Raw genomic sequence first — 23,098 nt, forward strand, 5'->3', positions numbered from 1 at the left:
CGGAGTGCACAACATCGTCGGATCGGGGCTGCTCGCCGTCTTCGCGGGTGCGGTGGTCGCGGTGCTGGCGTTCGTGCCGTTCGTCGCGGTCAGTTATCGCCGTCGCGGGGGATTGACGCTGTGGCGCACCCTGCTGTGGGCGGGCGCCGCGGTGTACTTCTGGGCGATCTGGACCTACACGCTCATCCCCCTGCCCGACGGCGATGCCTACCGCTGCGCGGGGGTGAACCTCCGCCCCTTCGAATTCGTCGACGAGATCCGCGCGGCGGTCGCCGTCTCGGGCCGCTACCTCACCGACCCCGTCGTGCTGCAGGTGGCGTTGAACGTGCTGCTCTTCCTCCCGCTCGGGTTCTTCCTGCGGGTGCTCGGCGGGCGCGGCATCCTGATCGCCGGACTCGCGGGCCTGGTCGTCTCTGGGATCATCGAGACCACGCAGCTCACCGGCGTCTGGGGGATCTTCCCGGGCGCCTACCGCGTCTTCGACGTCGACGACCTGATCGCGAACACCTCCGGAGCGCTCCTCGGGTCGGTGCTCGCGTTCGCGGTGCCCGCGCAGCACCGGGGAGTGCAGAAGAGCCCGGATGCCGAGCAGCCCCGCCCGGTCACACGTCGCCGTCGGCTGCTCGGCATCGTGTGCGACGTGGTGGGCGTGTGGCTCGTGGGCTTCGCCGTCTCGGTGGCCGTGCAGGCGGCGATCGCCCTGACCCTGGGGGATGCCGCGACCTTCACGACCGACGAGGTGGCCTCGCTCGCGGGGACGCTGGCCTCGGCCGGCCTGTGGCTGGTCGTGATCCTGACGACGGGGAGGTCGATCGGCGACCTCGCCACGCGCGTGCGGTTCACGAACGGTGTGCTGCCGGTGTGGGTGGCGCGACCCCTGCGGTTCCTCACCGGGGCCGGGGCGTACGCCGTGCTCGCCGGACTTCCCGCGCCGTGGTCGCTGACGGCCTTCGTGCTCGCGCTCGCGACCGGGGCTCTCCTCGTCGTCTGGCGCGACGGGCGGGGTCTCACCGGGTGGATCGGGCGCCGCCGCCTGGTGGACGACCGGGCGGGAGTGGTGAGTCCGTCGGTCGACGCGTCGTCGTCGGCTCGCGGCACGCTCGAGTGACGGCGAAGATCGCCATTCGTCACAGCGCGTTCCGGCCCTGGACCTGCTGGCCCGCGTGGGGGTCAGCGGTTCGCGGCGAACTCCTCGGACAGCACGCCCATGAGCACCTCGTCGTGGAAGCGACCCCCGTGCAACGCCACGGCGCGGCGCACTCCCTCGCGCACGAATCCGGCCTTCTCGTAGGCGCGAAGGGCTCGCGTGTTGAAGGCCCAGACCCGCAGTTCGACCTTGTGCAGCCCCAGCTCGTCGAAGCCGTAGCGGAGCATCGTGCGGGTGGCATCCGTGCCGTAGCCGCGGCCGACCGCGTCGGGGCCGATCATGATCGCGAACGTCGCCACGCGCGCGGGCAGAGCTGCTCCCCACAGCGTCGCGTGGCCGATGAGGCGCCCCTCCTCGTCGTCGATGCTGTAGCCCGCGCCGCCGGGGGAGTCGTTCCGGCTCCACGCCTGGAACATCTCGCGCACGGACGCCACGGGCCGATGCTGCACGCCACCCTGCTGCAGGATCGCCGCGTCGTCGCGGCGCCACCAGTCCACGAGAGCGTCGAGATCGGTGTCGGTGGTCGCCCGCAGGCGGACGCGTTCGCCGCGCAGGAGGTCAGCACCGTAGGCGAGCGCGGAGGAGGTGTCGCGGAGGTCGTCCATCCATCGACCGTAATCACTCCCCGCCGACGCGCAGGGAGAAAGCGCGTGTCGGGCGCTACCGTGGGCCCATGAGAGAGCCGCTGTCGCCGGCGGACGCGCGCATCCTGGCGCTGGAGTCCGACGTGGTGCGCGGGCACGCCCTGAAGCTGCTCGTGCTCGAGCCGGGGCCGTCCCTCGACCTCGAGGCCGTGCGCGCGAGCGTCGCCGAACGCCTGGGTGCCTTCCCGCGCGGCCGTCAGGTCGTGGTCGACGGCGGCGAAGGACCCGCGTGGGTCGACGCGGCCGAGGTCGAGGTCGCGCACCACGTCCGCCGCTACGCCGCGGGCGACCCGGCGGACCTGCGTGCGGTCGTCGGGCGGCTCATGTCGGAACCCCTCGACCGGTCGCGGCCGTTGTGGACGATCGACCTCATCGGGCCGCTCGCCGACGGGCGCGAGGCCGTGGCCGTGCGCCTGCATCACGCGCTCGCCGACGGACTGACGGCGGTGCGCTTCCTCGAGGCGGTGGTCTTCGAGCCGCACGACGCCCCGGCCCACGAGGTCGGCATCCGCGATCCCGCGGCGCGCCCGACGCGCTGGAGCGAATGGGAGCGGATGCCGCTGACCGTCGCCCGCGAGCTCGGCCACCCGGGATCGCATTCGCCGTTCGACCGCCCTCTCACCGCACGCCGTGCCCTGGCGTTCGTCGACGTGCCCCTCGCCGAGGCGCGGGCGGTCGGTGCGTCCCGCGCCGCGCACGCGACCGTCAACGACGTGCTCCTCGCCGTGATCGCGGGGGCGCTGCGCCGACGGCTCCTCCACCACGGCCACACGCCGCGCGTGAACGCCCAGGTGCCCGTGAGCCTGCACGAGAAGGGGGAGGATGCCGCGGCATCCGGCAATCGCGACTCCTTCGTCGACGTGGGCCTGCACCTGCACGAGCCCGACGACCTGCGCCGACTCGACCTGCTGAGCGCGCAGATGCGCGCGCGCAAGGAAGGGCGCGACGCCCGGGCGCTCGACGAGCTGTTCCACGCGCTCGCGTCGGCGGGGCGGCTGGGCACGTACGTGCGAGGCCTCGCCGACGACCCGCGCGAGTTCGCGCTCGCCATCTCGAACGTGCCCGGTCCCCGCGTCGCGGTGGCCGTCGCCGGCCGCCGCGTCGGACACGTCTACACGTCGTCGGAGCCGGGCCCCCGCCACGCGCTGCGCGTCGCGGCGATCTCCAACGACCGCTGGCTGGGCGTCGGCTTCTGCGTCGACCCCGCCGCGGTGCCCGACGTCGACGAGCTCGCGGACGCCGCGCACGACGCATGGGAGGCGCTGCGCGCCGGGGCCGGGTGAAGTGGCCGCGATCGCGCGATGCGCCCCGCATCCGGCGTTCACGCGTCGCGTACCGACCCCGCCCGATGCCGGGACACCACCCGTTTCGATGCCGTGACACCGCACGCACCGGCACCGGCCGCGCCGCCTAGGCTGGACGCGGAGGGTCGGATGTCGTCGAGAGCAGGGCGCGCGCAACGCGTGGGCCGCGGTGTCGCCGCGGCGGCCGTCGCCACCTTCATCGCGACCGTCTCGCACGCCTCCGTCGGGGCGGAGCTCCCTCCCACACTCAACGCCGTCCTCGCGCTGTGCCTCGCCGCCCCCGTCTGCGTGCTGCTGGCGGGGCGCACGGCGTCGTGGTGGCGTCTCTCGTTCGCGGTCGTGCTGAGCCAGGCGCTGTTCCACGGCATCCTGACGCTCGATCTGAGCGGGAGCGGCGCGGGGCCGATGTCGCACCACGGTGCCGCGCCGGTTCTGCTGGATGCTGCCGCCACGGGGCCGGCGCACGCCGCGCACTCGCCCTGGATGTGGGTCGCGCACGCGTTCGCGGCGGCGGTCACGATCCTGGCCCTCGGTCGCGGCGAGCGGGCGGTGCGGGCGATCGCGCGCTTCTTCGTCGCGGTGCTTCTGCGGCTGCGCCCGTTCCGCGGGCCGGCGGCGCGCACGGATGCCGTCCGCACGGCACCCGAACCCCTGCTGCTGACGACGGCGATGACGGTGCTGTCGCCGATGAGGCATCGGGGTCCGCCGCGCGCGGCGTGACCTCCGACACCCTCCTTCGCGGCGCGTCCGTCTGATCGGCGCGCCCATTCGCAGAAAGCAGCACCCATGTCTCGCAAGACCATCCTTCGTCGTACCCTCGCGGGCCTCGCCGCCGGCGCCGTCCTGGCCATCGGCGCGCCGCTCGCGGCATCCGCGCACGTCACCGTCAACCCGAACACCGCGACGCCGGGCAGCTACGCCACGGTGAACTTCCGCGTCCCGACCGAGTCCGAGACGGCATCCACCGTCAAGGTCGAGGTCACCCTGCCCACCGACACCCCGCTCAGTTCCGTGCTCGTCGAGCCGGTGACCGGGTGGACCGCCACGGTCGAGAAGGGCGCCCTCCCCGCCCCCGTCGAGGTCGACGGCAACACCATCTCGGATGCCGCCCTGAAGATCGTCTGGCAGGCCGACCCGGGCGTCGGCATCGGCCAGGACCAGTTCCAGATCTTCTCGGCCGTGCTCGGACCGGTGCCCGACACCGGGCACCTGCTGCTGCCGGCGACGCAGACCTACTCCGACGGGGAGGTCGTGGACTGGGCGGCGACGCCCGACGAGGTCGCAGCCGACGACACGCTCGAGCCCGCGCCGGTGCTCTACATCAACGACACTCCGCCGACCGGGGAGCACAGCCACGGGACGTCGACGACGGCGGCATCCCACACGGACGACCACTCCAGCGAGGCGAGCGCCACGACGAGCGACTCCTCGTCGGGCGTCGCGCTGGGGCTCAGCATCGCGGCCCTCGTGGTCGCCGCGGCGGGTGCCGTTCTCGGCGCCCTCGCCTTCGCGCGTCGTCCGAAGCGCGCGTGAGCATGCGCTCTCGCACCGCGCTTCGCCGCGCCCTCGCCGGGGCGGCGGTGATCGCTGCGGCGATGACCGCCGCCTTCGGCGGGGCCACGGCCGCATCCGCGCACGACAGTCTCGTCTCGTCGTCTCCCGCGGAGGGCGACAGCGTCTCGAGCCTGTCGGAGGTCACCCTCGACTTCAGCGCCAACCTGCTCGGGGCCGACGGGGGGAATATCGTCATCGTGGTGGGACCCGACGGCCGGCACTACGAGAGCGAGTGCGCTGCTCTCGCCGGTCCCACCCTGACGACCGCCGTCGCGCTCGGGGCACCCGGCGACTATCAGGTCGAGTGGCGCGCGGTGTCGTCCGACGGTCATCCGGTGTCGGGCGTCATCCCGTTCACCTGGACGGGCGAGAGCGCGTCCGACGGCTCGGAGCAGTCGCCCTGCGCCGCCGCCGTCGGCGCGGGGGAGGCCGCACCGGAGACGGATGCGGCGTCGCCGGCAGGGATGTCCGGCCTCACCATCGGACTGCTCGCGGGCGGCGGCGCCGTGGTGCTCGTCGGCATCCTCATCGTCATCATCCTCCGCACCCGCAGCCGCGAGGACTGAATCCTCGGACCGCCCGCCGTCGGACGCCCACGTCCGCGGCGGGCGGCTCGTACCGGGGTGAAGGCCTGCGGACGACGGCATCCGGATGCCGGCACGGCGGCCGTGAGGCGCCGGACGACGGGGCCGGGACTACAGGCTCGAGCCCGCCACCGAGAAGGTGTCGCAGGCGTTCACACCGCCCTGGCGGCCCGCGTCGAACCACCGCGTCCGCTGCTCGCTGGAGCCGTGCGTGAAGCTCTCGGGGTTGGTGACCTGGCCCGCCTCGGCCTGGATGTGATCGTCGCCCACCGCGGCCGCCGCCGAGAGCGCATCGGTGATCTGCTGCTCGGTCGGGGGCTGCAGATACGGCGTGCCGTTCTCATCGACCTGCTCGCCGGCCGCGGCGACCCAGGCGCCGGCGTAGCAGTCGGCCTGCAGCTCGGTGCGCACGCCGTTGCTGTCGGGGCCCGTGCCGTTGTTCGGGTACTCCTGCATCACCCCGGTGAGGTTCTGCACGTGGTGGCCGTATTCGTGGGCGAGCACGTAGAGCTGGGCGAGGGGCCCGGCGGTGGTGTCGTACTGCTCCCGCAGGATGGAGAAGAACGTCGGATCGACGTACACGGTCTCATCCGGCGGGCAGTAGAACGGTCCCGTCGCGTTCGACGCCGTCCCGCACGAGCTCGACGTCGCCCGGTCGACGATGATCAGCTGCGGCTCCCGGTATCCGTCGAGGCGCTCCTGCCAGAACTGATCGATGCTGAGGGTCGCCGCCGCGAGGCGGCACGTGTCGTCGTCGTTGGCATCCTGTCCCGTCGAACAGTTGGCGATCGCCTCTCCGCTGCCCTGGGGCGCGGCGGGGGCGCCGCCGCCGAGGAGCCCCGACAGGTCGGTGCCGGTGAACGCCGAGATCAGGAACACCACGATCGCACCGAGTCCCACCGCGCCGCCGCCGACGGCCGCGACCGTTCCGCCGCGCCGTTTGGCCGAGTTCCCGCCGACGCGGGCATTGTCGTTGAACGTCACGGCGTTCACGGTACGCGCGCCGACGGCCGCCAACACGGGGCTGGACTTTCCCCGCCCGACCGTCCGCGCAGCACTTCGCCGATTCCGCAACCCCCCGTCGCCCGCCGGCCGGGGGCGTACCGTCGCCCGCGAGTAGCAGCGCAGCCCCGGCGTCCGCTCCTCGTTGCGAACCAACGATCGGAGTCCGTCATGACCGTCACCCGCCGTACCTTCCTCGCCGGATCGGGAGCGCTCGCGCTGCCGCTTCTCCTCGCCGGCTGCGGCTTCGTCCAGACCGCACCCGCCGAGAAGCGTCAGGGCACGCTCACCTTCACCACGTGGGGGACGGATGCCGAGCTCGCCGGCTTCCGCGCCGCTATCGCCGCCTTCGAGGCCGCGAACGAGGGCGCGACGGTGGAGCTGAACGCCGTGCCCTACGAGCAGATGTTCACCAACATCGACGCGCAACTGCAGGCGGGCAATCCGCCCGACATCTTCCGCGTGCCGTACTACACCTTCGGCGCCTACGCCGGCCGCGGGCAGCTGCTCGACCTGAAGCCCCTGCTCTCCGCCGACCGCGAGGCGCAGTTCACCCCGCAGGCGTGGGCGGCGGTGCAGAACGGCGAGGGCACCTTCGGCCTCCCGCACCACACCGACACCTCGGCGATCCTCGTCAACCTCGACCTGTTCCGTCAGGCCGGTATCGACCCGTCCGAGATCCCCACCTCGGCCGACGAGGCGTGGACCTGGGAGCAGCTCGACGCCCTCGGCGCCCGGCTGCGCACGGGACTCTCCGCCGACCGCTGGCCATGGGCGTACAACTGGCAGGGCAACGGCGTCACGCGCTGGCTCAGCCTCCTGTTTCAGTCCGACGGGGCGTTCCTCGAGTCCGACCAGAAGACCCCGGCGATCGACTCCGACGCGGCCCGCGAGGCGGTCGCGTTCTCGAGCTCGTTCTTCTCGAAGAACTACGTGCCCGCGAACAACACCATCTCGTCGTCGAGCTATGCCGCCGAGTCGTGGTTCTCGCAGTCGGTCGCGATGGTGTGGTCGGGCGCCTTCCAGATCCCGGATGCCGACACCACCGCCGACTTCGAATGGACGGCGACCTACGCGCCGCGCAACGCCCGCGCCGGCAGCGACTTCGGCGGAAACGCCCTCGTGGCGACCGCGGGAACGCCGCAGCCGGAACTGGCCGCGGCGTTCCTCGAATTCGTGACCGACGCCGATCCGATGCGGGACTTCTGCCGCGCGGCATCCCTCCTCCCCACCCGCGCCGACCTGCTGAACAATCAGCTCGAATTCGACGTGCGCCCCGAGCTCGCCCCCGTCTTCGCCGGTCAGGCGGCTCTCGTGCAGCCGCAGGACGTCGCCCAGGTGGCGAGTCCGTCGATGTCGGCGATCATCCCGGTGCTGAAGGAGCAGCTCGACCTCGCCTTCACCGGAGCACAGGATGCCGCGACCACCGTGACCAACCTGCAGTCGGGCATCGGGGCGGCGACCGGTGGCTGACACCCTGACCGTTGCGCCGCGGGGGATGACGGGGCGGGCCGCGCGTCCGCGCCGCCCCGGCGCCCGACGCGAGGCGCTCGCTGCCTACGGCTTCCTCGCGCCGAACTACCTGCTGCTGCTCGTGTTCGTGCTCATCCCTCTCGTCGGTGCGTTCGTCGTGAGCCTGCAACGCACCGACGGATTCGGCGAGGGGACCTTCGCCGGCCTCGACAACTACGCGCGGCTGGTGGGCGACCCGCTGTTCTGGCGGGCCCTCGGCAACACCGTCCTGTTCACCGTCCTCGTCACACCGCTGTCGATGCTGTTCGGTCTGGTCGCCGCGACGCTGCTCAACACGGCCCTCCCCGCCCGCCCGCTCTGGCGGTCGCTGCTGATCCTGCCGATGGCGGTCTCGGGCGTGGCGACGGCCCTCATCGGTGTACTCGTGTTCGATCAGAACTCCGGCATCCTGAATCGCCTCCTGACGGCGATCGGGCTGTCGCCGGTGACCTGGCAGTCCGACGCCGTCCCGGCCTTCGCGACCATCGTGCTGGCGACGGTGTGGTGGCGCACGGGGTTCAACATGCTCATCTACCTCGCGGGCCTGCAGGGCATCGGGCCCGACCTGTACGAGGCCGCGACCCTCGACGGCGCGAACCGGCTGCAGCGCTTCCGGAACGTGACGGTGCCGCTGCTGGGGCCGACGTCGTTCTTCCTCGTGGTGCTGAACGTCATCTTCTCGTTCCAGGTCTTCGACATCGTCTTCGTGCTGACGGGCGGAGGACCGGGGGGAGCGACCAGCGTCCTCGTCACCTACGCGTACGAGACCGGCTTCGTCACGCGCGACCAGGGCTACGCGGCGGCGATCGGCATGGTGCTGTTCGTCTTCGCCCTCGTCTTCGCCGCCGCGCAGTACCGCGCCTCGCGCACGAAGGACGTGGTGGAGTGAGCGTCGACGAGCGGGTGGCATCCGCTTCTCCCGTGGCCCCGCCGACCGCCGGGCCCGCCCGTCGTCCCCGACCCCGGCGCGGGGGCGTCGTGGTGCGCACGGCGATCGTCGCGGTGATCGGCCTCGTCGCGGTCTCGCCGCTGTACTGGATGCTCGCGGTCGCGTTCTCCACGCGCGCCGAACTGCTGGGTGGGCGCGACCTCCGCCTGTGGCCGCGCGAGGTCACCCTCGAGAACTTCCAGCGGGTGTTCTCGTCGTTCCCGGTGGCGACGTGGTTCGGCAACTCGGTCGCGATCGCCGTCGTCGTCACGCTCATCTCGGTCACGACGAGCCTGCTCGCGGGATACGCCTTCGCGCAGCTGCGCTTCCGCGGGTCGACGACGCTGTTCTTCCTGGCCCTGGCGACCCTCGTGCTGCCCGTGCAGGTGATCATGGTGTCGCTGTTCCGCATCGTCACGATGGCCGGGCTCTACGGGACCTACTGGGCGGTGATCCTGCCCGTGTCGGCCTCCGCGTTCGGGCTGTTCCTCGCGCGGCAGTTCATGCTCGGCATCCCTCGAGAGCTCATCGAGGCCGCCCGCCTGGACGGCGCCGGGCATCTGCAGACCTTCACCCGCGTGGTGCTGCCGCTGTCGAAGCCGCTGATCGCGGTGCTCGTCTTCATGAGCCTGCTGTCGTCGTGGAACGACTTCGCGTGGCCCCTGATCGCACTTCGCGAGAACCGCTTGTTCACGTTGCCCATCGGCCTGCTCTACCTGCAGGGGCAGTTCGGCAGCGACTACGGCGCGACGATGGCGTACGCGCTGCTGAACGTCGTGCCGATCGCGATCGTGTTCCTCGTGTTCCAGCGGTATTTCGTCGCCGGCTTCGCGCGCAGCGGCATCAAGTGAGGCATCGGGCGAGTGAGGCGGGCTCGGCGCGCGCGGCGAGGATCCGTCGCGGATGGCCGTCGGGGGTCATCGCCCGGTCGAAAGCCAGCTTCTCCGGCTCCATTGCTATACGTATTCATGAAACACAACCGTTACCGGCCGATATGCGCCCTTAGGCTTCCCTAAGCGCTATGCATACGTATACGGTTTGGCCATGTCATCCACCAAGAAGCGCGCTATCGCCCTCGCCGCCGTCGCGGCCGTGGGTGCACTCGCCCTCTCCGGATGCGGCGCGGGTAGCCGCACGGGGAACGCGAATGCCACCGAGGTCACCTGCGACTACACCGCCCCCGAATCCGCGACCACGGTCAACGTGCTCGCCTATAACTCCTCCGCCATCGATCCGTTCACCGACACGATGGTCTCCAGCTGCACCAAAGATGATGTCACGGTCAAGCACGACCCGATCGACTTCGGCGGCCAGGTCACGAAGACCACGGCCACCCTGTCGGGGGACACCGGCAGCTACGACATCGTCGAGACCTACGGCTTCGTCATCCCGAGCCTCGCCGTCGACGACAAGCTCGTCCCCCTCGACGATCTGTTCGCCGAATTCGCCGACAAGTACGACCTGAACGCGATCAGCGAGTCGATGCGTCAGGGCATGTCGTACGACGGCAAGCTCTACGCCCTGCCCATGCAGGCGCAGATGTTCGTCATGGCCTACCGCACCGACGTCTTCGACGAGCTCGGCCTCGAGGTTCCCCAGACCTTCGATGACATGATCAGCGCCGCCGAGGCCATCAAGGCCTCGGGCAAGATGCAGTACCCGATCGCGCTGCCGTGGCTCGCTACCGCCGACGTCACGACGAGCTTCCAAGCCGTCATGAACTCGCTCGGCGGCGACTTCGTCGACGCGAACGGCACGGTCACCCTCGACACCCCGGAGGCCAAGGAGGCGCTCCAGGCCATGCAGAGCCTGCAGCCCTACATGGACCCGCAGGTGACCACCTTCGACCAGCCGAAGGTGCAGCAGCAGATGTACAACGACACCGCGGCGATGTCGATCATGTTCTCGGGGCGCATGAGCGATCTGACCAAGTCGGAGAACAGCAAGCTGTCCGAGAACTTCGGCTTCGCGGCCCCGCCGAAGGTCTCGACGTCGGCGCCGTACCTGTACGACCGCCTCTCGATCGACGGGTGGTCGATCCCGTTCAACACCAAGCTCGACCACAAGATGCTGTTCGAGATGATGGCCTCCGCCGTCAGCGAGGACGCGTCGAAGGCCTCGGTCCCGGCGGCCTACCCCGCTCGCGAGGGCATGGTCACCGCCGACAACTCGCCCTACGGGCAGGCGGCCAACGACTCCATCGCGGGTGCCATGCCGCCCGTGGTCTCGCCGGTGCTGGCCCCGATCAGCAACGAGATCACGCCGATCGTGGCGCAGTTCCTGGCCGGCGGCCTGTCGGTCGACGAGGCGACGGCGCAGATGCAGGCAGCGGGGGAGAAGATCGCGGGCTGACGCCCGCCATCGCCCGCATCCACCGGTGAACAGGTGGGCCCGGCCCGGTCGACGACGACCGGGCCGGCGCCCCACTGAGAGGAGTCGTCCCGTGAAAGCACGCGAGTTCTGGGTGTTGTTCGCCCCCAGCCTGGCCATCATGAGCGCTCTGCTCGTGTTCCCCCTTCTGCGTACCGTGCAGTGGAGCTTCGAGAACGTCCGGTACGGCGTCCCGGGGACCTTCGTCGGTCTCGCGAACTTCACCGACGCCCTGAGTGATCCGCGGTTCCATCGGGCCGTCATCTTCACCATCGCCGTGACGGTGGTCACCACCGCCATCCTGCTCGTCTTCGGGTATCTGATCGCCATCGCGGTCAACACCCTCCGCCTGTCGCGACCGCTGGTCCTCGGCATCATGCTCGTGTCGTACGTGCTGCCCAACCTCGTCGGCGCCGTCGCCTTCTCGTGGCTGTTCGACGACAATTTCGGAGGCGTGGTCAATCGATTGATCGGCTTCCTCGGCGGAACGCAGGTGCTCTGGTTCACCGATCAGGTGCCCAACGCCCTGCTCGTCATCCTGAACACCGTGTGGCAGATGCTGCCGTTCGCGATGCTCATCATCCTCGCCGGTCTGCAGGGAGTGCCGGTCGAGTTGCGGGAGGCCGCTCGTATCGACGGGGCGAACGCGTTCCAGACGCACCTGCAGGTCATCATCCCCACCATCCGCGGGGTGCTGGGCTTCGTCTGCCTCATCACGATCATGGATGTGCTGCGCATCTTCGACGCCCTGATCCCGTTGTCGCCGCAGGCGGAGACGATCGGCAACGAGTCGATCATGCTCTACGTCTATTCCGTGGCCTTCGCCAACGGCGCACAAGAGCTCGGTCTCGGCAGCGCCATCAACGTCCTGACCATCCTGCTGATCCTGGTCATGCTCATCCCCTTCATCCGGGGCATCTTCAAGGAAGCGAAGGCGGCCCGATGACCCTCCGCACCGAAGCGCTCTCCACGCGGGCGATCACCACCGGCGACATCGAGGGCAAGAACCGACGGCCGCGGCCGCGGCGCCGCATCCGAGGTGTCACGGGGTTGCTGCTCGGCATCCTGTGCTTCCTCATGCTCAGCCCCTTCATCTGGATGACGCTGTCGGTGACGAAGCCGACCGACGTCGCCTTCGCCAACCCGCCCGTCCTGTCGGGCTACGAGCCGACGCTGAAGGCGTTCGTCGACCTCTGGGAGACGACCTACTTCGCCGACTATCTCGTCAACACCCTCTCGGTGGCGGTGATCTCCACGTTGATCGCACTCGTCATCGGCATCCCCGCCGCGTATGCGCTCTCGCGGTTCCCCAGCTACATCTCGGCCCTCCTGCTCGTGCTGGCCCTGATCTTCCGGGCCCTGCCGCGCTTCGCCGTGGTGCTGCCGATGTACGACATCAGCCGCGCGCTCGGGATCTACGACACCACCTTCGCGCTGGCCATCGCCCTCGTCGCGATCAATCAACCGTTCACGATCTGGCTGCTGCGCAACTTCTTCGCCGAGATCCCCCGTGAGCTGGACGAGGCGGCCATGATCGACGGCTGCACCCGCATCGGCATGCTGCGCCGGGTCATGATCCCTCTGATGGGACCCGGCATCCTGACCGCCGGCATCTTCGTCTTCCTTTTCGCGTTCCAGGAGTATCTGACGGCGCTCGTGCTCACCGACACCTCATCGAAGACGGTCCCCGTCTTCATCGCCACGCAGCTCGGTCAGACGCTGCCGATGCTCCAGCAGGCGGGCGCGGCGTCGATGCTGCTGACGATCCCCGTCGTCGTCATCGCCTTCATCGCGCAGAAGTACCTCGTGGCGGGTCTGAGCGACGGCGCCGTCAAGGGCTGAGGGTGTCGGCTGCGCCCCTCGTCCTGCTGGCGGGGATGAACTGCACGACCGACCTGTGGACGGGGTGCGGTCTCGACGACGCCCTCACCCCGGCGGTGGATGCCGACGACCTCGATGCCCAGCTCGACCGGCTTCTGCGGACGCTGCCCGGACGGTTCGTGGTCGGCGGCCTCTCGCTCGGCGCGATCGTCGCGATGGCGCTGGCGGTGCGCGCGCCCGAGCGCGTCGTCGGCCTGTGCGTCACGGCGGCCAACGCGAAGGCGCCCACCCCGCGGCAGCGCGAGGGATGGGCGGTGTGGCTCGACCGGCTGTCCGCGGGGGAGTCGCCCGCCGCACTGCAAACCGGCATCCTGCCCGTCCTGCTGTCGGCGAGTGCGCGCGAGACCCGCCCCGACCTCGTCGAGCGGACGATACGCATGGGGGAGGAGACTCCGTCCCGGGTGCTCGAAGCGCAGCTGCGCCTGCAGGGGAGCCGCATCGACCTCCTGCCGCACCTGCGTTCCATCACCGTGCCGACGCTCGTCGTCGCGGGGACGGACGACGCGCTGTGCCCACCGGACTTCCACGACGAGATCGCCGCGGCGCTGACGGGTGCGCGTCAGGAGCGGCTCGAGACGGGGCACCTCGTGCCGCTCGAGCGACCGGCCGAATTCGGCGCCCTCGTGCGCGCGTGGCGGGCACGCTCGACGGCGGGGAACGATGTCAGTCCGCTGCCGCGCGAAGGCCGCGGAGGTGCGTCATGAGCGATGACGCGAGGTTGTAGACCACGAGCCTCGCTCCGTCGTCGAAGGCCGCGGCGGCGGCGGCGGGGGTGCCGACGATGTCCATGCGCATCTTGCCCGCCGCCGCCACCGCGCGGTTCACGACTGCGGTCGCCTCGGGGAGGGGGAGGTCGTCCGGGCCCGTGGATGCCGCGAGGTCGGCCGGACCGATCATGATCCCGTCGAGGCCGGGCGCGGCGGTGATGGCGGCGGCCGCGGAGACCCCCGCGGGCGACTCGATCATCCCGAGCACGAGGGTGTTGCGCAGGTACCAGTCGCGGTGGTCTTCGGGCGCCGTTTCGCCGAAGCGTCCGGCCCGGCTGTAGGTCGCGAAGCCGCGCGTGCCGACGGGCGGGTAGTGAGCGGCCGCGACCACGGCTGCCGCCGCGGCCGCGTCGTCGATGTGCGGCACCAGCACGCCCTGTGCGCCTTGGTCGAGCACGCGCAGGATCGCGCCGGGGTCGTCCTCGCCGACGCGGACGATCACGGGCACGCCGTGCATCGTCGCGACCGCGATGTGCTGACGCAGCGGGATGACGTCGGCGGGGCCGTGCTCCGCGTCGATCAGAACGAAGTCGAACCCGGCGACGGCGAGCATCTCGGTCAACTCCTCGGCGGGCATGCGCAGCAGTGCACCGACGAGCCGTTCCCCGGACTCGGCACGCGCGCGGAGCGAGACCGGTCGGCCCGGCGGGTTCACGCGATCATCCCCGCGGAGAGGTCGACGTCGGCGCCGCACATGCCCGGCATCGCCAGCATGGCCACGACCGCCGCTCCGACCTCGGCCTCCGTCACCATGCGCCCGAGTGCTGCGCGCGAGACGAACGCGGCCTCGGCTTCGGCGGCGGTGCCGCCCGAGCGCTCGGCTTCGCGTCGGAAGTTGCGGGCCATGCGCTCTCCCTCGACCGGCCCCGGCGACAGCGTGTTGACGCTGACCCCCGCGGGGCCGACCTCGAAGGCCAGAGTAGCCGTGAGGCCGAGGACCGCCATCTTCGACGCGGTGTAGGGCGTGCGGTGCGCGAGGGGCCTCTTGCCCGAGACGGAGGCGAGGTTGACGACGTCGCCGGCTCCTCGCGCGACCATTGCGGGCAGGAACGCGCGGCACATGAGGAAGGTCCCGCGCACGTTGACCGCGAAGACCTCGTCCCATTCGTCGACGCCGATGTCGGTGAGGGCGGCCACCGGGCCCGCGATGCCGGCGTTGTTGACGAGGATCGAGACCTCGGTGCCGGCGAGCGCCTCGCTCAGAAGAGCCACGGAGCGCTCGTCGGCGACGTCGCAGACGAGCGCGCGTGCCGATCCCGGCAGCCGATCCACGACGGCATCGAGCGCGTCGCGCCGGCGCCCCACGACGACGAGGTCGGCCCCGGCGGTCGAGAGGGCGTGGGCGATCGCCGCTCCGAGACCGCTGCCTCCTCCCGTGACCAGCGCGGTGCGCCCGGTCAGATCGGTCATCGCGCTCCCGCCGTGCTCTGCTCGATCCAGGGGAAGGTCGCGTCGCCGTGGCGCCAGGCGCGCGCGTCGCCGGAGCGGGCGTGGCCCTCGAAGAGCTCGACGCGCGCAGCGCGGCCGCAGACCTCGCCGAGCATCGCGGAGGACGCGGGGTCGGTGATCTCCTGGTACGTGATCGTGCGCAGGTACTTGCCCACCCAGAGGCCGCCGGTGTAGCGGGCGGCGCCGAGCGTCGGAAGCACGTGATTGGTGCCGATGACCTTGTCGCCGTAAGAGACGCAGGTGTTCTCGCCGAGGAACAGCGCCCCGTAGTCGTGCATCTTCTCGAGCGCGGCGCGGGGCTCGCGCGTGAAGATCTGCACGTGCTCGAAGGCGAACGAGTCGGCGAGGGCGTAGGCCTCCTCGAGATCGTCGACCACGATCACCTGGCCCCAGTCGCGCCACGCGGGCTCGGCGTAGTCGCGCGTGGACATGCCGGGCAGGATCTCCTCCACCAGCTCCATCACGCGTTCGCCGAGGGTCCGCGAGGTCGTGATGAGCACGGCCGGCGATTCGGGCCCGTGCTCCGCTTGCGAGAGCAGGTCGACGGCGGTCAGGAACGGATCGGCGTCGTCGTCGGCGACGATGAGGATCTCGGTCGGGCCCGCGAAGAGGTCGATGCCCACCTCGCCGAACAGCTGCCGCTTCGCCTCGGCGACGTAGGCGTTGCCGGGTCCGGCGATCAGATTGACGGGGGCGATCGTCTCGGTGCCCACCGCCATGGCCGTGACGGCCTGGACCCCACCGAGGATGTAGATCTCGTCGGCTCCGGCGAGCTTCATCGCCGCGACCGTCGCCGCGGGGATCTCGCCGCGGATCGGCGGGGTGCACGCGACGACGCGCGGGACGCCGGCCACCTTGGCCGTGATGATCGTCATGTGCGCGGATGCCGTGAGGGGGTATTTGCCGCCCGGGATGTAGGCGCCGGCGGCCCGCACGGGAACGTGCTTCTGTCCGAGGTGCACGCCGGGCAGGGTCTCGACCTCGATGTCGACGAGCGAGTCGCGCTGTGCCTGCGCGAACGTGCGCACCTGCTCCTGGACGAAACGGATGTCCTCGATGACCTGGGGGTCGAGGGTGGCCATGATCTCCGCGACGCGCGCGTCGTCGAGGCGGAAGGGCTGCTCCCACCGATCGAACTGCGCCGCGTACCGGCGCACCGCGTCGTCTCCCTGCGTGCGGATGTCGTCGATGATCGTTCCCACCCGGGCGGCGACGTCGTTCTGCGCGGTGTCGGTGAACGACTTCGTGGGCGCCTTCTTCAGGTGCAGGGGCATCTTCGCATCCTCTCGTTGCATACGTATGCTCACATCATGACTGCGTATGCACGCGGGGTCAACCTTTCGCTAGACTTCGACCCTCAGCACTGAGTCGCCAGGGGGGATCCATGGCCGTCACGAGCAGAGACGTCGCTCGACTGGCCGGCGTCTCGCAGCCCACCGTCTCCCGCGCTCTGCGCGACGACCCCCGCGTGTCGGAAGACACCAAGAAGCGCGTCCGCGACGCCGCCGCGCTCCTCGGATACGTGCCCAGCGAGGCGGGGCGCGCGCTGTCGTCGGGGCGGACGCGCCGCATCGGCCTGCTCGTGACCGACCTCGACAACCAGTTCTATTCGCACATCATCGCCCCCCTCCACCGCGAGCTCGAGACCCATGGCTATCAACTGGTGCTGCACACCGAGACCACCGACGAGTCGGTGGCGGAGCGTCTCATCGCCAACGGCCTGGACGGCGTCATCCTCGCCACGACCACGGTCGAATCGGTCGTGCCGCTGCGCCTGCGCGACAGGGGTCTGCCCTTCGTGTACTTCAACCGCACGGCGGCGCTCGTCGACGCGGATGCCACAGTCGTCGCCCCCTCCGCCGGATTGCAGGATGCCGTCGATCGCGGCCTCGCCCTCGGGCATCGGCGCATCGGGGCGGTGCTGGGGCCGCAGAACACCAGCACGGGCCGTTCCCGCGAGCGCGCCTTGCGCGCAGCGCTCGCCGACCGCGGAGTCTCACTGGACGCCGATCTCGTGCGCCACGGACCGTTCGACACCGACGCGGGCGACGCCGCGACCGCGGAGCTGCTGGCGCTCGAGGGTGCTCCCACCCTCATCTTCTGCGGCAACGACGTGATGGCATACGGGGCGCTCAACGCCGCCCGGCGGGCGGGTGTGCCGGTGCCCGACGGCGTCTCGATCATCGGTTTCGACGACCTGCCGCCGGCATCCTGGCCCATCATCGAGCTCTCAACCATCGCCTACGACTACGTGCAGATGGCGCGCGAGGCGGGACGCCTCATGGTGCGCCGCATCGAGGAGCGCCCGCAGGAGTACGCGCACGTGGAGTTCGCGACGGCCTTCATCGAGCGCCGCACGCTCGCCGCCGCCGGCACGCGCTGACCCTTCGTCGCGGACTCGAGCGCGAGATGTCCGGCGCGCGCAGGACTCTTGCGTGGCGGTTGTGCATACGCATACACTGCCGACATCGCCCGCGCCGACTCGGCGCCACACACGAAGGAGCCCCGAGTGCCTCTCGACCCGGTCGCCTACCAGCCGTACGCGGATCCCGATGACTTCATCCGCGAGGTCACCGATCTGATCTGGGTGGACCGTTCCATCAGCTTCATCCGAGACAACTACGAACCCGACTCGATCGTCCACGGGGCGTACGGCACCTCGACCACCCGCGACGAGGTCATCGAGGGCACCCTCATGCGCATCTCGGCGACCCCCGACCGCACCGGACAGGCGGAGGACGTCATCTGGGAGGCGCGCGGAGACGATGCGTTCCTCAGCTCGCACCTGGTGCTGTCGGGGCACCTGCAGTCGTCCGACTACAGCCGCACGATCGCCAACTGCCTGTACCGCCGCGGCCGCATGGTCGAGGAGTGGGTCGTTCGCGACACCCTCGCCGGCGCCCTCGTGCTACAGAGCGATCTCGACGAGCTCGCGCGTGCGCAGGCGTTCCGCGGCTACACCGGCACCTGGACCGAGCCGGCTCCGGCCGACCCCATCGCGGTGGGCGACTCGGGGCCCCGTCCCGACGACTACCGCCCCGAGGTCGAGCGCGTCGTCGAGATGATCCAGACGGTGTGGAACGACCGCGACCTGCAGAAGGTCGAGAAGTTCTTCCATCGTGACCTGGTGCTGCTGACAGTCGGCAACCGCCTCGTCATCCGTCCCGAGGGGTACCGGCGCGCGCTGCTGCGGTTCCTCGAGTCGTTCCCGGCCGGGCGGTTCGAGATCCGCGACATCCAGACCAACTACGACGTGCGATACGCGGGTCTGCGCGTCGCGGTCACGTGGAAGTTCGTCGGCGACTACAACGGCGTCGCGAACTACGGCCCCCTCACCGGTCGCCCCGTCGACGTCCTGGGGATCTCGCAGTTCACCTTCCACCAGGGGGCGCTGGTGAAGGAAGTGCGGCTGTGGGACGACATCGCGCTGCGCGCGCAGATCGCCGGAATGCGAGGCGACGAGCCCGTCGTCCTCGGCAACATCTACTGATCCAACGAAGGAACACATCATGAGCACCGACCACGCGAGCCCCTCCACAGACGTCGACGGGGCCGAGATCCAGCGGCGAACGATCCGCAAGAGCGACTGGGCCCCGCACAACGCGGCCTTCATCGACTGTCGCACCCCCGGGTCCGACCGCAAGTCGAACTACGCCTTCATTGGCGGCGGCGTCTCGCAGAACGCGGGGCAGGTCATCAACCTCACCGAGGAGCACGGCTTCAACACCGGAGCCGCGGGGATGCCGAACGGCATCTCGAACAACCTGCACCTTCACTTCACGGCGGAGGTGTTCGTCAACCTCGGCGGCGAATTCCGCCTGCGCTGGGGGATCGACGGCAAGCAGGGCGAGTACGTCAGCACCGACGGCGACATCATCTCGATCCCGACCTGGATCTTCCGCGGTTTCACGAACGAGGGGCCGGACGACGGCATCCTGTGGACCGTCCTCGGGCGCGACGTGACGGGGGGCATCATCTGGGGGCCGTCCGTGCTGAAGGAGGCGGAGTCGTACGGTCTCTATCTCACCGCCGACAACCAGCTCATCGACACCGTCGCCGGTGACGAACTGCCCCAGGACGTGGCGCTCATCAAGCCCATTCAGCAGCGGTACATCGACGAGCTGACCCCGTTCTCGGTCGAGCAGATGCGTGAGCGGGTCGTCCAGCCCGGCGACCGCGTCTACAGCGCCAACGCCCTCCTGTGCGCGAGCCTGCCGGGCGGTGCCGCAGAACTGAGCCTCGCCATCGGCTACGGCATGACCGAGGACCGTCGTCAGGTCCCCCGCATCCACGAACCCCACTCCTTCAACATGGCCTGGGTCCGTGCCGCCGAGGACGAGGGCATCCTGCGCCACCGTCACGACAAGAACCAGGCGCTGCTGGTCAAGAGCGGACGCTGGGCGGTCACGCTGAACGGCGACCCCTCCACGACGGTCGAGCTGGACCCCTCGGACTCGTTCTCGGTGCCCGCGGGCGCCTGGCGCGCCTTCCGGTGCATCGAAGCCGGCGACAGCGGCGCCGGAGAGCTGCTCGTGGTCAACTCGGGAGACGACCGGGTGTACCTCGAATGGGCCCCCGAGGTCGTGGACGCAGCCCGCGACGCCGACTGGATGCTCGACCCCAACGGCTACCTCGCGCCCGTCGGCGTGATGGTGACCGCGACCGAGGACGACTGATCTCCCCTCGGGAGCTCGTCGTCGCCGCGACCTCCCCCCGCATCGTCGTGGGGGAGGTCGCGACCAACCTCGAGGCGGTGCGCGCCGCCGTCGCCGACGCAGCTCATGCCGGTGCGCGACTGATCGTCGTGCCCGAGCTCGCCCTCAGCGGGTACGTCTTCGCCGACGTCGCGGAGGCCCGGTCCGCGGCCGTCGCCCGCGACGATCCCCGCTGGGAGGCGATCGCGCGGGAGCTGCCCGAGGGGGCGGTCGCGGTCATCGGCTACGCCGAGGATGCCGGACCCCGGCTGTTCAACACCGCGGCGATGCTCTCGCGCGACGCCCGGCTCGGCGACTATCGCAAATCGCACCTCTGGGGCGAGGAGTCGATGTTCTTCGCGCCGGGGGACACCGCCGGCGCCGTCGTGGAGACGCCCGTCGGTCGGATCGGGGTGGCCATCTGCTACGACAACGAGTTCCCCGAGGTCCCGCGGCGCCTCGCCCTCGCCGGGGCGGAGGTGCTCGCGCTCCCGGTGAACTGGCCCCTGGTCGACCGGCCCGCGGGGGAGCGCGCCCCCGAGACGATCCAAGCGATGGCCGCCGCCCGCTCCTCGCGCCTGGCGACCGTGATCGCCGACCGCCACGGGGTCGAGCGCGGTGTCGCGTGGACCGGGGGCACGGCGATCATCGACGACGACGGGTGGATCGCGGCGGCGCCGGAGGGTGGCGGCGGCTCGGCCGTGGCGACGCTGCGTGTGCGGCATCCGTCCGACAAGTCGCTCCCGCCGTTCAACGACCTGTTCGCCGACCGGCGCCCCGAGCTCTACGGCTGAGGCCGCCGCGCGGAGCGGGACGCGCCGGCGCGCGTCAGCCGCGGACCCGCGGGTGCATCAGGCGACCGCGCTGCGTCCCGCACGCGCGCGCAGCATGTCCTGCGCCATGTCGGCCAGGCGGCGGGCCGCCGGTGACAGTTCCGTCCCTTCTCGCCGCGCGAGCGCGATGGTGTCGTAGAGGGGTTCGGTGAAGGGAGCGATCCGGATGCCGGCGGGGAACGCCGGCGATTCGGCGATCGAGCGCGAGACGATCGTGTCGGCGGTCCCGGAGGCCACCAGACCCAATGCCGTCTCGACGTTCTCGACTTCGATCGCGGGCTCGAGGAGCAGACCCTGGGCGCTCGCGCGCTCACGCAGCTGGCGCCGGGTGGGATCGTCCCAGCCGGCGTAGGCGTCGTACAGCACGAGTTTCGCGGCGGCGACCTCGGCCAGGGTCACCGGGTGCGCCGGTGCGTCGGGGCGAGCCGAGGCGTAGACGACCTCGTCGCGGATGAGCGGGGTGATCGACAGGCCCGCGTCGTCGACGGGGAGCACGAGGAGTCCCGCCTCGATCTCGCCCGCGGCGATGGAGCGCGCGACCAGGGCGGAGTTGATGCCCACCAGCCGCACCCGCACCCCGGGATACTGCTCGTGGAACCGCTGCAGCAGATCCGACAGCTCGTAGTAGGCGGCGTTGCGCAGCACGCCGAAGGTGCAGGTGCCGGACTCGAGCGCGGTGAGTGCACGCATCGCCTCGACCCCGTGATGGATCGCGCCCACCGCGCGCTCCGCATGCGCCCGCAACGCGAGGGCCGACTCGGTCGGTACGAGGCGCCGCCCTCCGCGTTGGAACAGCCGCACGCCGAGCTCGCGTTCGAGGCGGGCCACGAGCTCTGAGACCGAGGCTTGCGTCGAGTCGAGTTCGACCGCGGCGGCGGTGAACGACCCCCGTTCCAGAGCGGTCAGGAAGGCGCGCAGCTGGGTGATGGTCACGAGCTAATGGTAAACCCGATGATTCGCATCGCATCCATCGTTCTTGTGGGGGGTGGATCGGAGACCTAGCGTCGACTCATGCGATTCACTCCCGCGCTCCTCAAGCGCCTCGACGGCTCCTTCCATCACCTCAAGACGCCGCTCATCGACGCCCCCGCCGCTCAGCGCGACCCGGCCGTCATCGAGACCGTCTCGGCCATGCTCAGCGACATCGGTCGTCGGGGGATGGATGCCGTGCTCGATTACGCGCGTCGACTCGACCGCTACGAGGGCGGCGACATCGAGCTCACCACCGCGCAGATCGCCTCGAGCGGCGACCGCCTCGCGCCCGATCTCCGCGGGGCGATCGAGCTGGGGTCCGAGCGGACGAAGGCGTTCGCCGCCGAACAGCGCGGTCGTCTGACCGACTTCGAGACCGAGCTGGTCCCGGGACTCGCCACGGGCGTGCGCTACGTCCCCGTGTCGCGTGTCGGCGCCTACCTGCCCGCGGGGCGCTTCCCTCTCACCGCGAGCGCGTTCATGACGGTCGGGGTCGCGAAGGCGGCCGGTGTGCCGACGGTGATCGCCTGCACGCCCCCGCAGCCCGATGGCGGCGCGAACGACGCCGTCGTCTACGCCGCCCACCTCTCGGGGGTCGACCGCGTGTTCGTGCTCGGCGGTGTGCAGGCGCTCGCCGCGATGGCCTACGGCCTGCTCGGCGACCTCCCCGTCGACATGGTGGTGGGCGCCGGCAACGCCTATGTCGCCGAGGCGAAGCGTCAGTTGTTCGGCACCGTCGCCATCGACCTCCTCGCGGGGCCCTCCGAAGTCGCCGTGCTCTCCGACGACAGTGCCGACCCCGAGATCGTCGCGGCCGACCTTCTCGGGCAGGCGGAGCACGGCCCCAACTCTCCCGCGGCGCTGGTGACCACGTCGCACGAGCACGGGCAGGCCGTGATCGCCGCCGTCGAACGTCAGCTCGAGACGCTCGCCACGGAGCCGATCGCGGGTCCCGCGTGGCGCGACTACGGCACCGTGACGGTCGCGGCCGACCGCGAGACGGCGGTCGCCCTCATGGACGACCTGGCGCCCGAGCACCTCGAGGTGATCACGACCGACGACGACTGGTACCACGACCACCTCCGCAACTACGGGTCGATCTTCCTCGGGCCCTGGAGCACGGTCGCCTACTCCGACAAGGGCATGGCGGGGACCAACCACGTCCTTCCCACCGCGGGCGGCGCCAAGCACAGCGCCGGCCTGTCGGTGTCGCGGTTCGTCAAACCGCTCACCTACCAGCGGATCAGCCGGGCCGCCACGCCCGCCCTGGCCGAGGCGGTGCAGACGATCTCCGACTCCGAGGGCATGGCTGCGCACAGCGCGACGGCGACCATGCGCCTGGCGACGTACGCGGAGTGAGGACGGGGCGGACGGCCGCTCCCCGACCCGTCGCGTATCCGCACGCCGGGTCGGGACGCGGCCGTCCGGGGCTGAGCCGCTCGCGGGGTCGGTCCCTC

Annotated in this window: 23 protein-coding genes; 17 read left to right on the forward strand and 6 right to left on the reverse strand. The window is 70.8% G+C overall.

All coding sequences use genetic code 11. The features are described 5' to 3' along the window. Nucleotides 1-4: 4 nt before the first annotated feature. Entirely contained in the window at nt 5-1,108 is a 1,104-nt protein-coding gene (locus tag ACFZA2_RS07665; RefSeq protein ID WP_391402789.1) for a VanZ family protein, read from the forward strand. 62 nt (nt 1,109-1,170) lie between these two features. Here ACFZA2_RS07665 and ACFZA2_RS07670 read toward each other — a convergent pair whose 3' ends face one another. Next, nucleotides 1,171-1,752, reverse strand: coding sequence for a GNAT family N-acetyltransferase (locus tag ACFZA2_RS07670; protein ID WP_391402792.1), 582 nt, complete (start codon nt 1,750-1,752; stop codon nt 1,171-1,173). A 68-nt stretch (nt 1,753-1,820) separates the two neighbouring features. On the opposite strand from ACFZA2_RS07670, the gene ACFZA2_RS07675 reads away from it, so the two are divergent. The 4 genes from ACFZA2_RS07675 (at nt 1,821) to ACFZA2_RS07690 (ending at nt 5,215) form a co-directional block, all read left to right on the forward strand. Next, nucleotides 1,821-3,074, forward strand: a complete 1,254-nt coding sequence (locus ACFZA2_RS07675; RefSeq protein ID WP_391402795.1) for a wax ester/triacylglycerol synthase domain-containing protein — start codon at nt 1,821-1,823, stop codon at nt 3,072-3,074. Between the two features lie 150 nt (nt 3,075-3,224). Next, nucleotides 3,225-3,815 carry a hypothetical protein gene (locus ACFZA2_RS07680; protein ID WP_391402798.1) on the forward strand — a complete coding sequence of 197 codons (591 nt, stop codon included), beginning with the start codon at nt 3,225-3,227 and terminating at the stop codon, nt 3,813-3,815. Nucleotides 3,816-3,881: 66 nt separating this feature from the next. Further along, nucleotides 3,882-4,628, forward strand: a complete 747-nt coding sequence (locus ACFZA2_RS07685; protein WP_391402800.1) for a YcnI family protein — start codon at nt 3,882-3,884, stop codon at nt 4,626-4,628. 2 nt (nt 4,629-4,630) lie between these two features. Next, nucleotides 4,631-5,215, forward strand: coding sequence for a copper resistance protein CopC (locus tag ACFZA2_RS07690; protein WP_391403409.1), 585 nt, complete (start codon nt 4,631-4,633; stop codon nt 5,213-5,215). A 129-nt stretch (nt 5,216-5,344) separates the two neighbouring features. Here ACFZA2_RS07690 and ACFZA2_RS07695 read toward each other — a convergent pair whose 3' ends face one another. After that, entirely contained in the window at nt 5,345-6,217 is an 873-nt protein-coding gene (locus tag ACFZA2_RS07695; RefSeq protein WP_391402803.1) for a neutral zinc metallopeptidase, read from the reverse strand. A gap of 189 nt (nt 6,218-6,406) precedes the next feature. Here ACFZA2_RS07695 and ACFZA2_RS07700 point away from each other — a divergent pair, with 189 nt between their 5' ends. From ACFZA2_RS07700 to ACFZA2_RS07730, 7 genes are all read left to right on the forward strand, one after another. After that, complete coding sequence (locus ACFZA2_RS07700) at nt 6,407-7,708, forward strand: ABC transporter substrate-binding protein (RefSeq protein WP_391402805.1); 1,302 nt, start codon at nt 6,407-6,409, stop codon at nt 7,706-7,708. Then, nucleotides 7,701-8,636, forward strand: coding sequence for a carbohydrate ABC transporter permease (locus tag ACFZA2_RS07705; RefSeq protein ID WP_391402808.1), 936 nt, complete (start codon nt 7,701-7,703; stop codon nt 8,634-8,636). Before ACFZA2_RS07700 ends, ACFZA2_RS07705 begins: the two co-directional genes overlap by 8 nt. Further along, nucleotides 8,633-9,526, forward strand: coding sequence for a carbohydrate ABC transporter permease (locus tag ACFZA2_RS07710; RefSeq protein WP_391402811.1), 894 nt, complete (start codon nt 8,633-8,635; stop codon nt 9,524-9,526). The genes ACFZA2_RS07705 and ACFZA2_RS07710 overlap by 4 nt, the downstream gene beginning before the upstream one ends. Nucleotides 9,527-9,923: 397 nt before the next feature. After that, nucleotides 9,924-11,027, forward strand: coding sequence for an ABC transporter substrate-binding protein (locus ACFZA2_RS07715; protein WP_391403412.1), 1,104 nt, complete (start codon nt 9,924-9,926; stop codon nt 11,025-11,027). A 91-nt stretch (nt 11,028-11,118) separates the two neighbouring features. Then, on the forward strand, nt 11,119-11,991 hold the full coding sequence (locus tag ACFZA2_RS07720; RefSeq protein WP_391402813.1) for a carbohydrate ABC transporter permease: 873 nt from the start codon (nt 11,119-11,121) through the stop codon (nt 11,989-11,991). Beyond that, nucleotides 11,988-12,887 carry a carbohydrate ABC transporter permease gene (locus ACFZA2_RS07725; RefSeq protein ID WP_315993949.1) on the forward strand — a complete coding sequence of 300 codons (900 nt, stop codon included), beginning with the start codon at nt 11,988-11,990 and terminating at the stop codon, nt 12,885-12,887. Before ACFZA2_RS07720 ends, ACFZA2_RS07725 begins: the two co-directional genes overlap by 4 nt. A 2-nt stretch (nt 12,888-12,889) precedes the next feature. Next, on the forward strand, nt 12,890-13,630 hold the full coding sequence (locus tag ACFZA2_RS07730) for an alpha/beta fold hydrolase (RefSeq protein WP_391402816.1): 741 nt from the start codon (nt 12,890-12,892) through the stop codon (nt 13,628-13,630). Here ACFZA2_RS07730 and ACFZA2_RS07735 read toward each other — a convergent pair. Genes ACFZA2_RS07735 through hisD (ACFZA2_RS07745) form a run of 3 tightly spaced genes read right to left on the reverse strand, consistent with a single transcriptional unit; the run spans nt 13,590 to nt 16,416 of the window. Beyond that, complete coding sequence (locus tag ACFZA2_RS07735; RefSeq protein WP_391402819.1) at nt 13,590-14,348, reverse strand: HpcH/HpaI aldolase/citrate lyase family protein; 759 nt, start codon at nt 14,346-14,348, stop codon at nt 13,590-13,592. The two genes, ACFZA2_RS07730 and ACFZA2_RS07735, sit on opposite strands and share 41 nt — an antisense overlap. Beyond that, complete coding sequence (locus tag ACFZA2_RS07740) at nt 14,345-15,103, reverse strand: SDR family NAD(P)-dependent oxidoreductase (RefSeq protein ID WP_391402822.1); 759 nt, start codon at nt 15,101-15,103, stop codon at nt 14,345-14,347. The genes ACFZA2_RS07735 and ACFZA2_RS07740 overlap by 4 nt, the downstream gene beginning before the upstream one ends. Next, on the reverse strand, nt 15,100-16,416 hold the full coding sequence (gene hisD, locus ACFZA2_RS07745) for a histidinol dehydrogenase (RefSeq protein WP_391402824.1): 1,317 nt from the start codon (nt 16,414-16,416) through the stop codon (nt 15,100-15,102). Before hisD (ACFZA2_RS07745) ends, ACFZA2_RS07740 begins: the two co-directional genes overlap by 4 nt. A gap of 110 nt (nt 16,417-16,526) precedes the next feature. On the opposite strand from hisD (ACFZA2_RS07745), the gene ACFZA2_RS07750 reads away from it, so the two are divergent. The 4 genes from ACFZA2_RS07750 (at nt 16,527) to ACFZA2_RS07765 (ending at nt 20,630) form a co-directional block, all read left to right on the forward strand. Beyond that, nucleotides 16,527-17,525, forward strand: a complete 999-nt coding sequence (locus tag ACFZA2_RS07750) for a LacI family DNA-binding transcriptional regulator (RefSeq protein WP_391402827.1) — start codon at nt 16,527-16,529, stop codon at nt 17,523-17,525. Between the two features lie 126 nt (nt 17,526-17,651). Next, on the forward strand, nt 17,652-18,632 hold the full coding sequence (locus tag ACFZA2_RS07755) for an ester cyclase (RefSeq protein ID WP_315993943.1): 981 nt from the start codon (nt 17,652-17,654) through the stop codon (nt 18,630-18,632). 19 nt (nt 18,633-18,651) lie between these two features. Beyond that, the gene (locus tag ACFZA2_RS07760; RefSeq protein ID WP_315993942.1) at nt 18,652-19,818 is read left to right on the forward strand and encodes a cupin domain-containing protein; all 1,167 of its coding nucleotides are present in this window, start codon (nt 18,652-18,654) and stop codon (nt 19,816-19,818) included. After that, nucleotides 19,710-20,630: a nitrilase-related carbon-nitrogen hydrolase gene (locus tag ACFZA2_RS07765; RefSeq protein WP_391402831.1), complete on the forward strand. Its 921-nt coding sequence runs from the start codon at nt 19,710-19,712 to the stop codon at nt 20,628-20,630. The genes ACFZA2_RS07760 and ACFZA2_RS07765 overlap by 109 nt, the downstream gene beginning before the upstream one ends. A gap of 57 nt (nt 20,631-20,687) precedes the next feature. Here ACFZA2_RS07765 and ACFZA2_RS07770 read toward each other — a convergent pair whose 3' ends face one another. Beyond that, entirely contained in the window at nt 20,688-21,602 is a 915-nt protein-coding gene (locus ACFZA2_RS07770; RefSeq protein ID WP_315993941.1) for a LysR family transcriptional regulator, read from the reverse strand. A 78-nt stretch (nt 21,603-21,680) separates the two neighbouring features. On the opposite strand from ACFZA2_RS07770, the gene hisD (ACFZA2_RS07775) reads away from it, so the two are divergent. Beyond that, on the forward strand, nt 21,681-23,000 hold the full coding sequence (gene hisD / locus ACFZA2_RS07775) for a histidinol dehydrogenase (RefSeq protein WP_391402833.1): 1,320 nt from the start codon (nt 21,681-21,683) through the stop codon (nt 22,998-23,000). The last annotated feature ends 98 nt before the right edge of the window (nt 23,001-23,098 follow it).

Origin of the sequence: Microbacterium sp. NPDC007973 (assembly GCF_042958465.1) — a bacterium.
GTDB classification, from domain to species: domain Bacteria; phylum Actinomycetota; class Actinomycetes; order Actinomycetales; family Microbacteriaceae; genus Microbacterium; species Microbacterium galbum.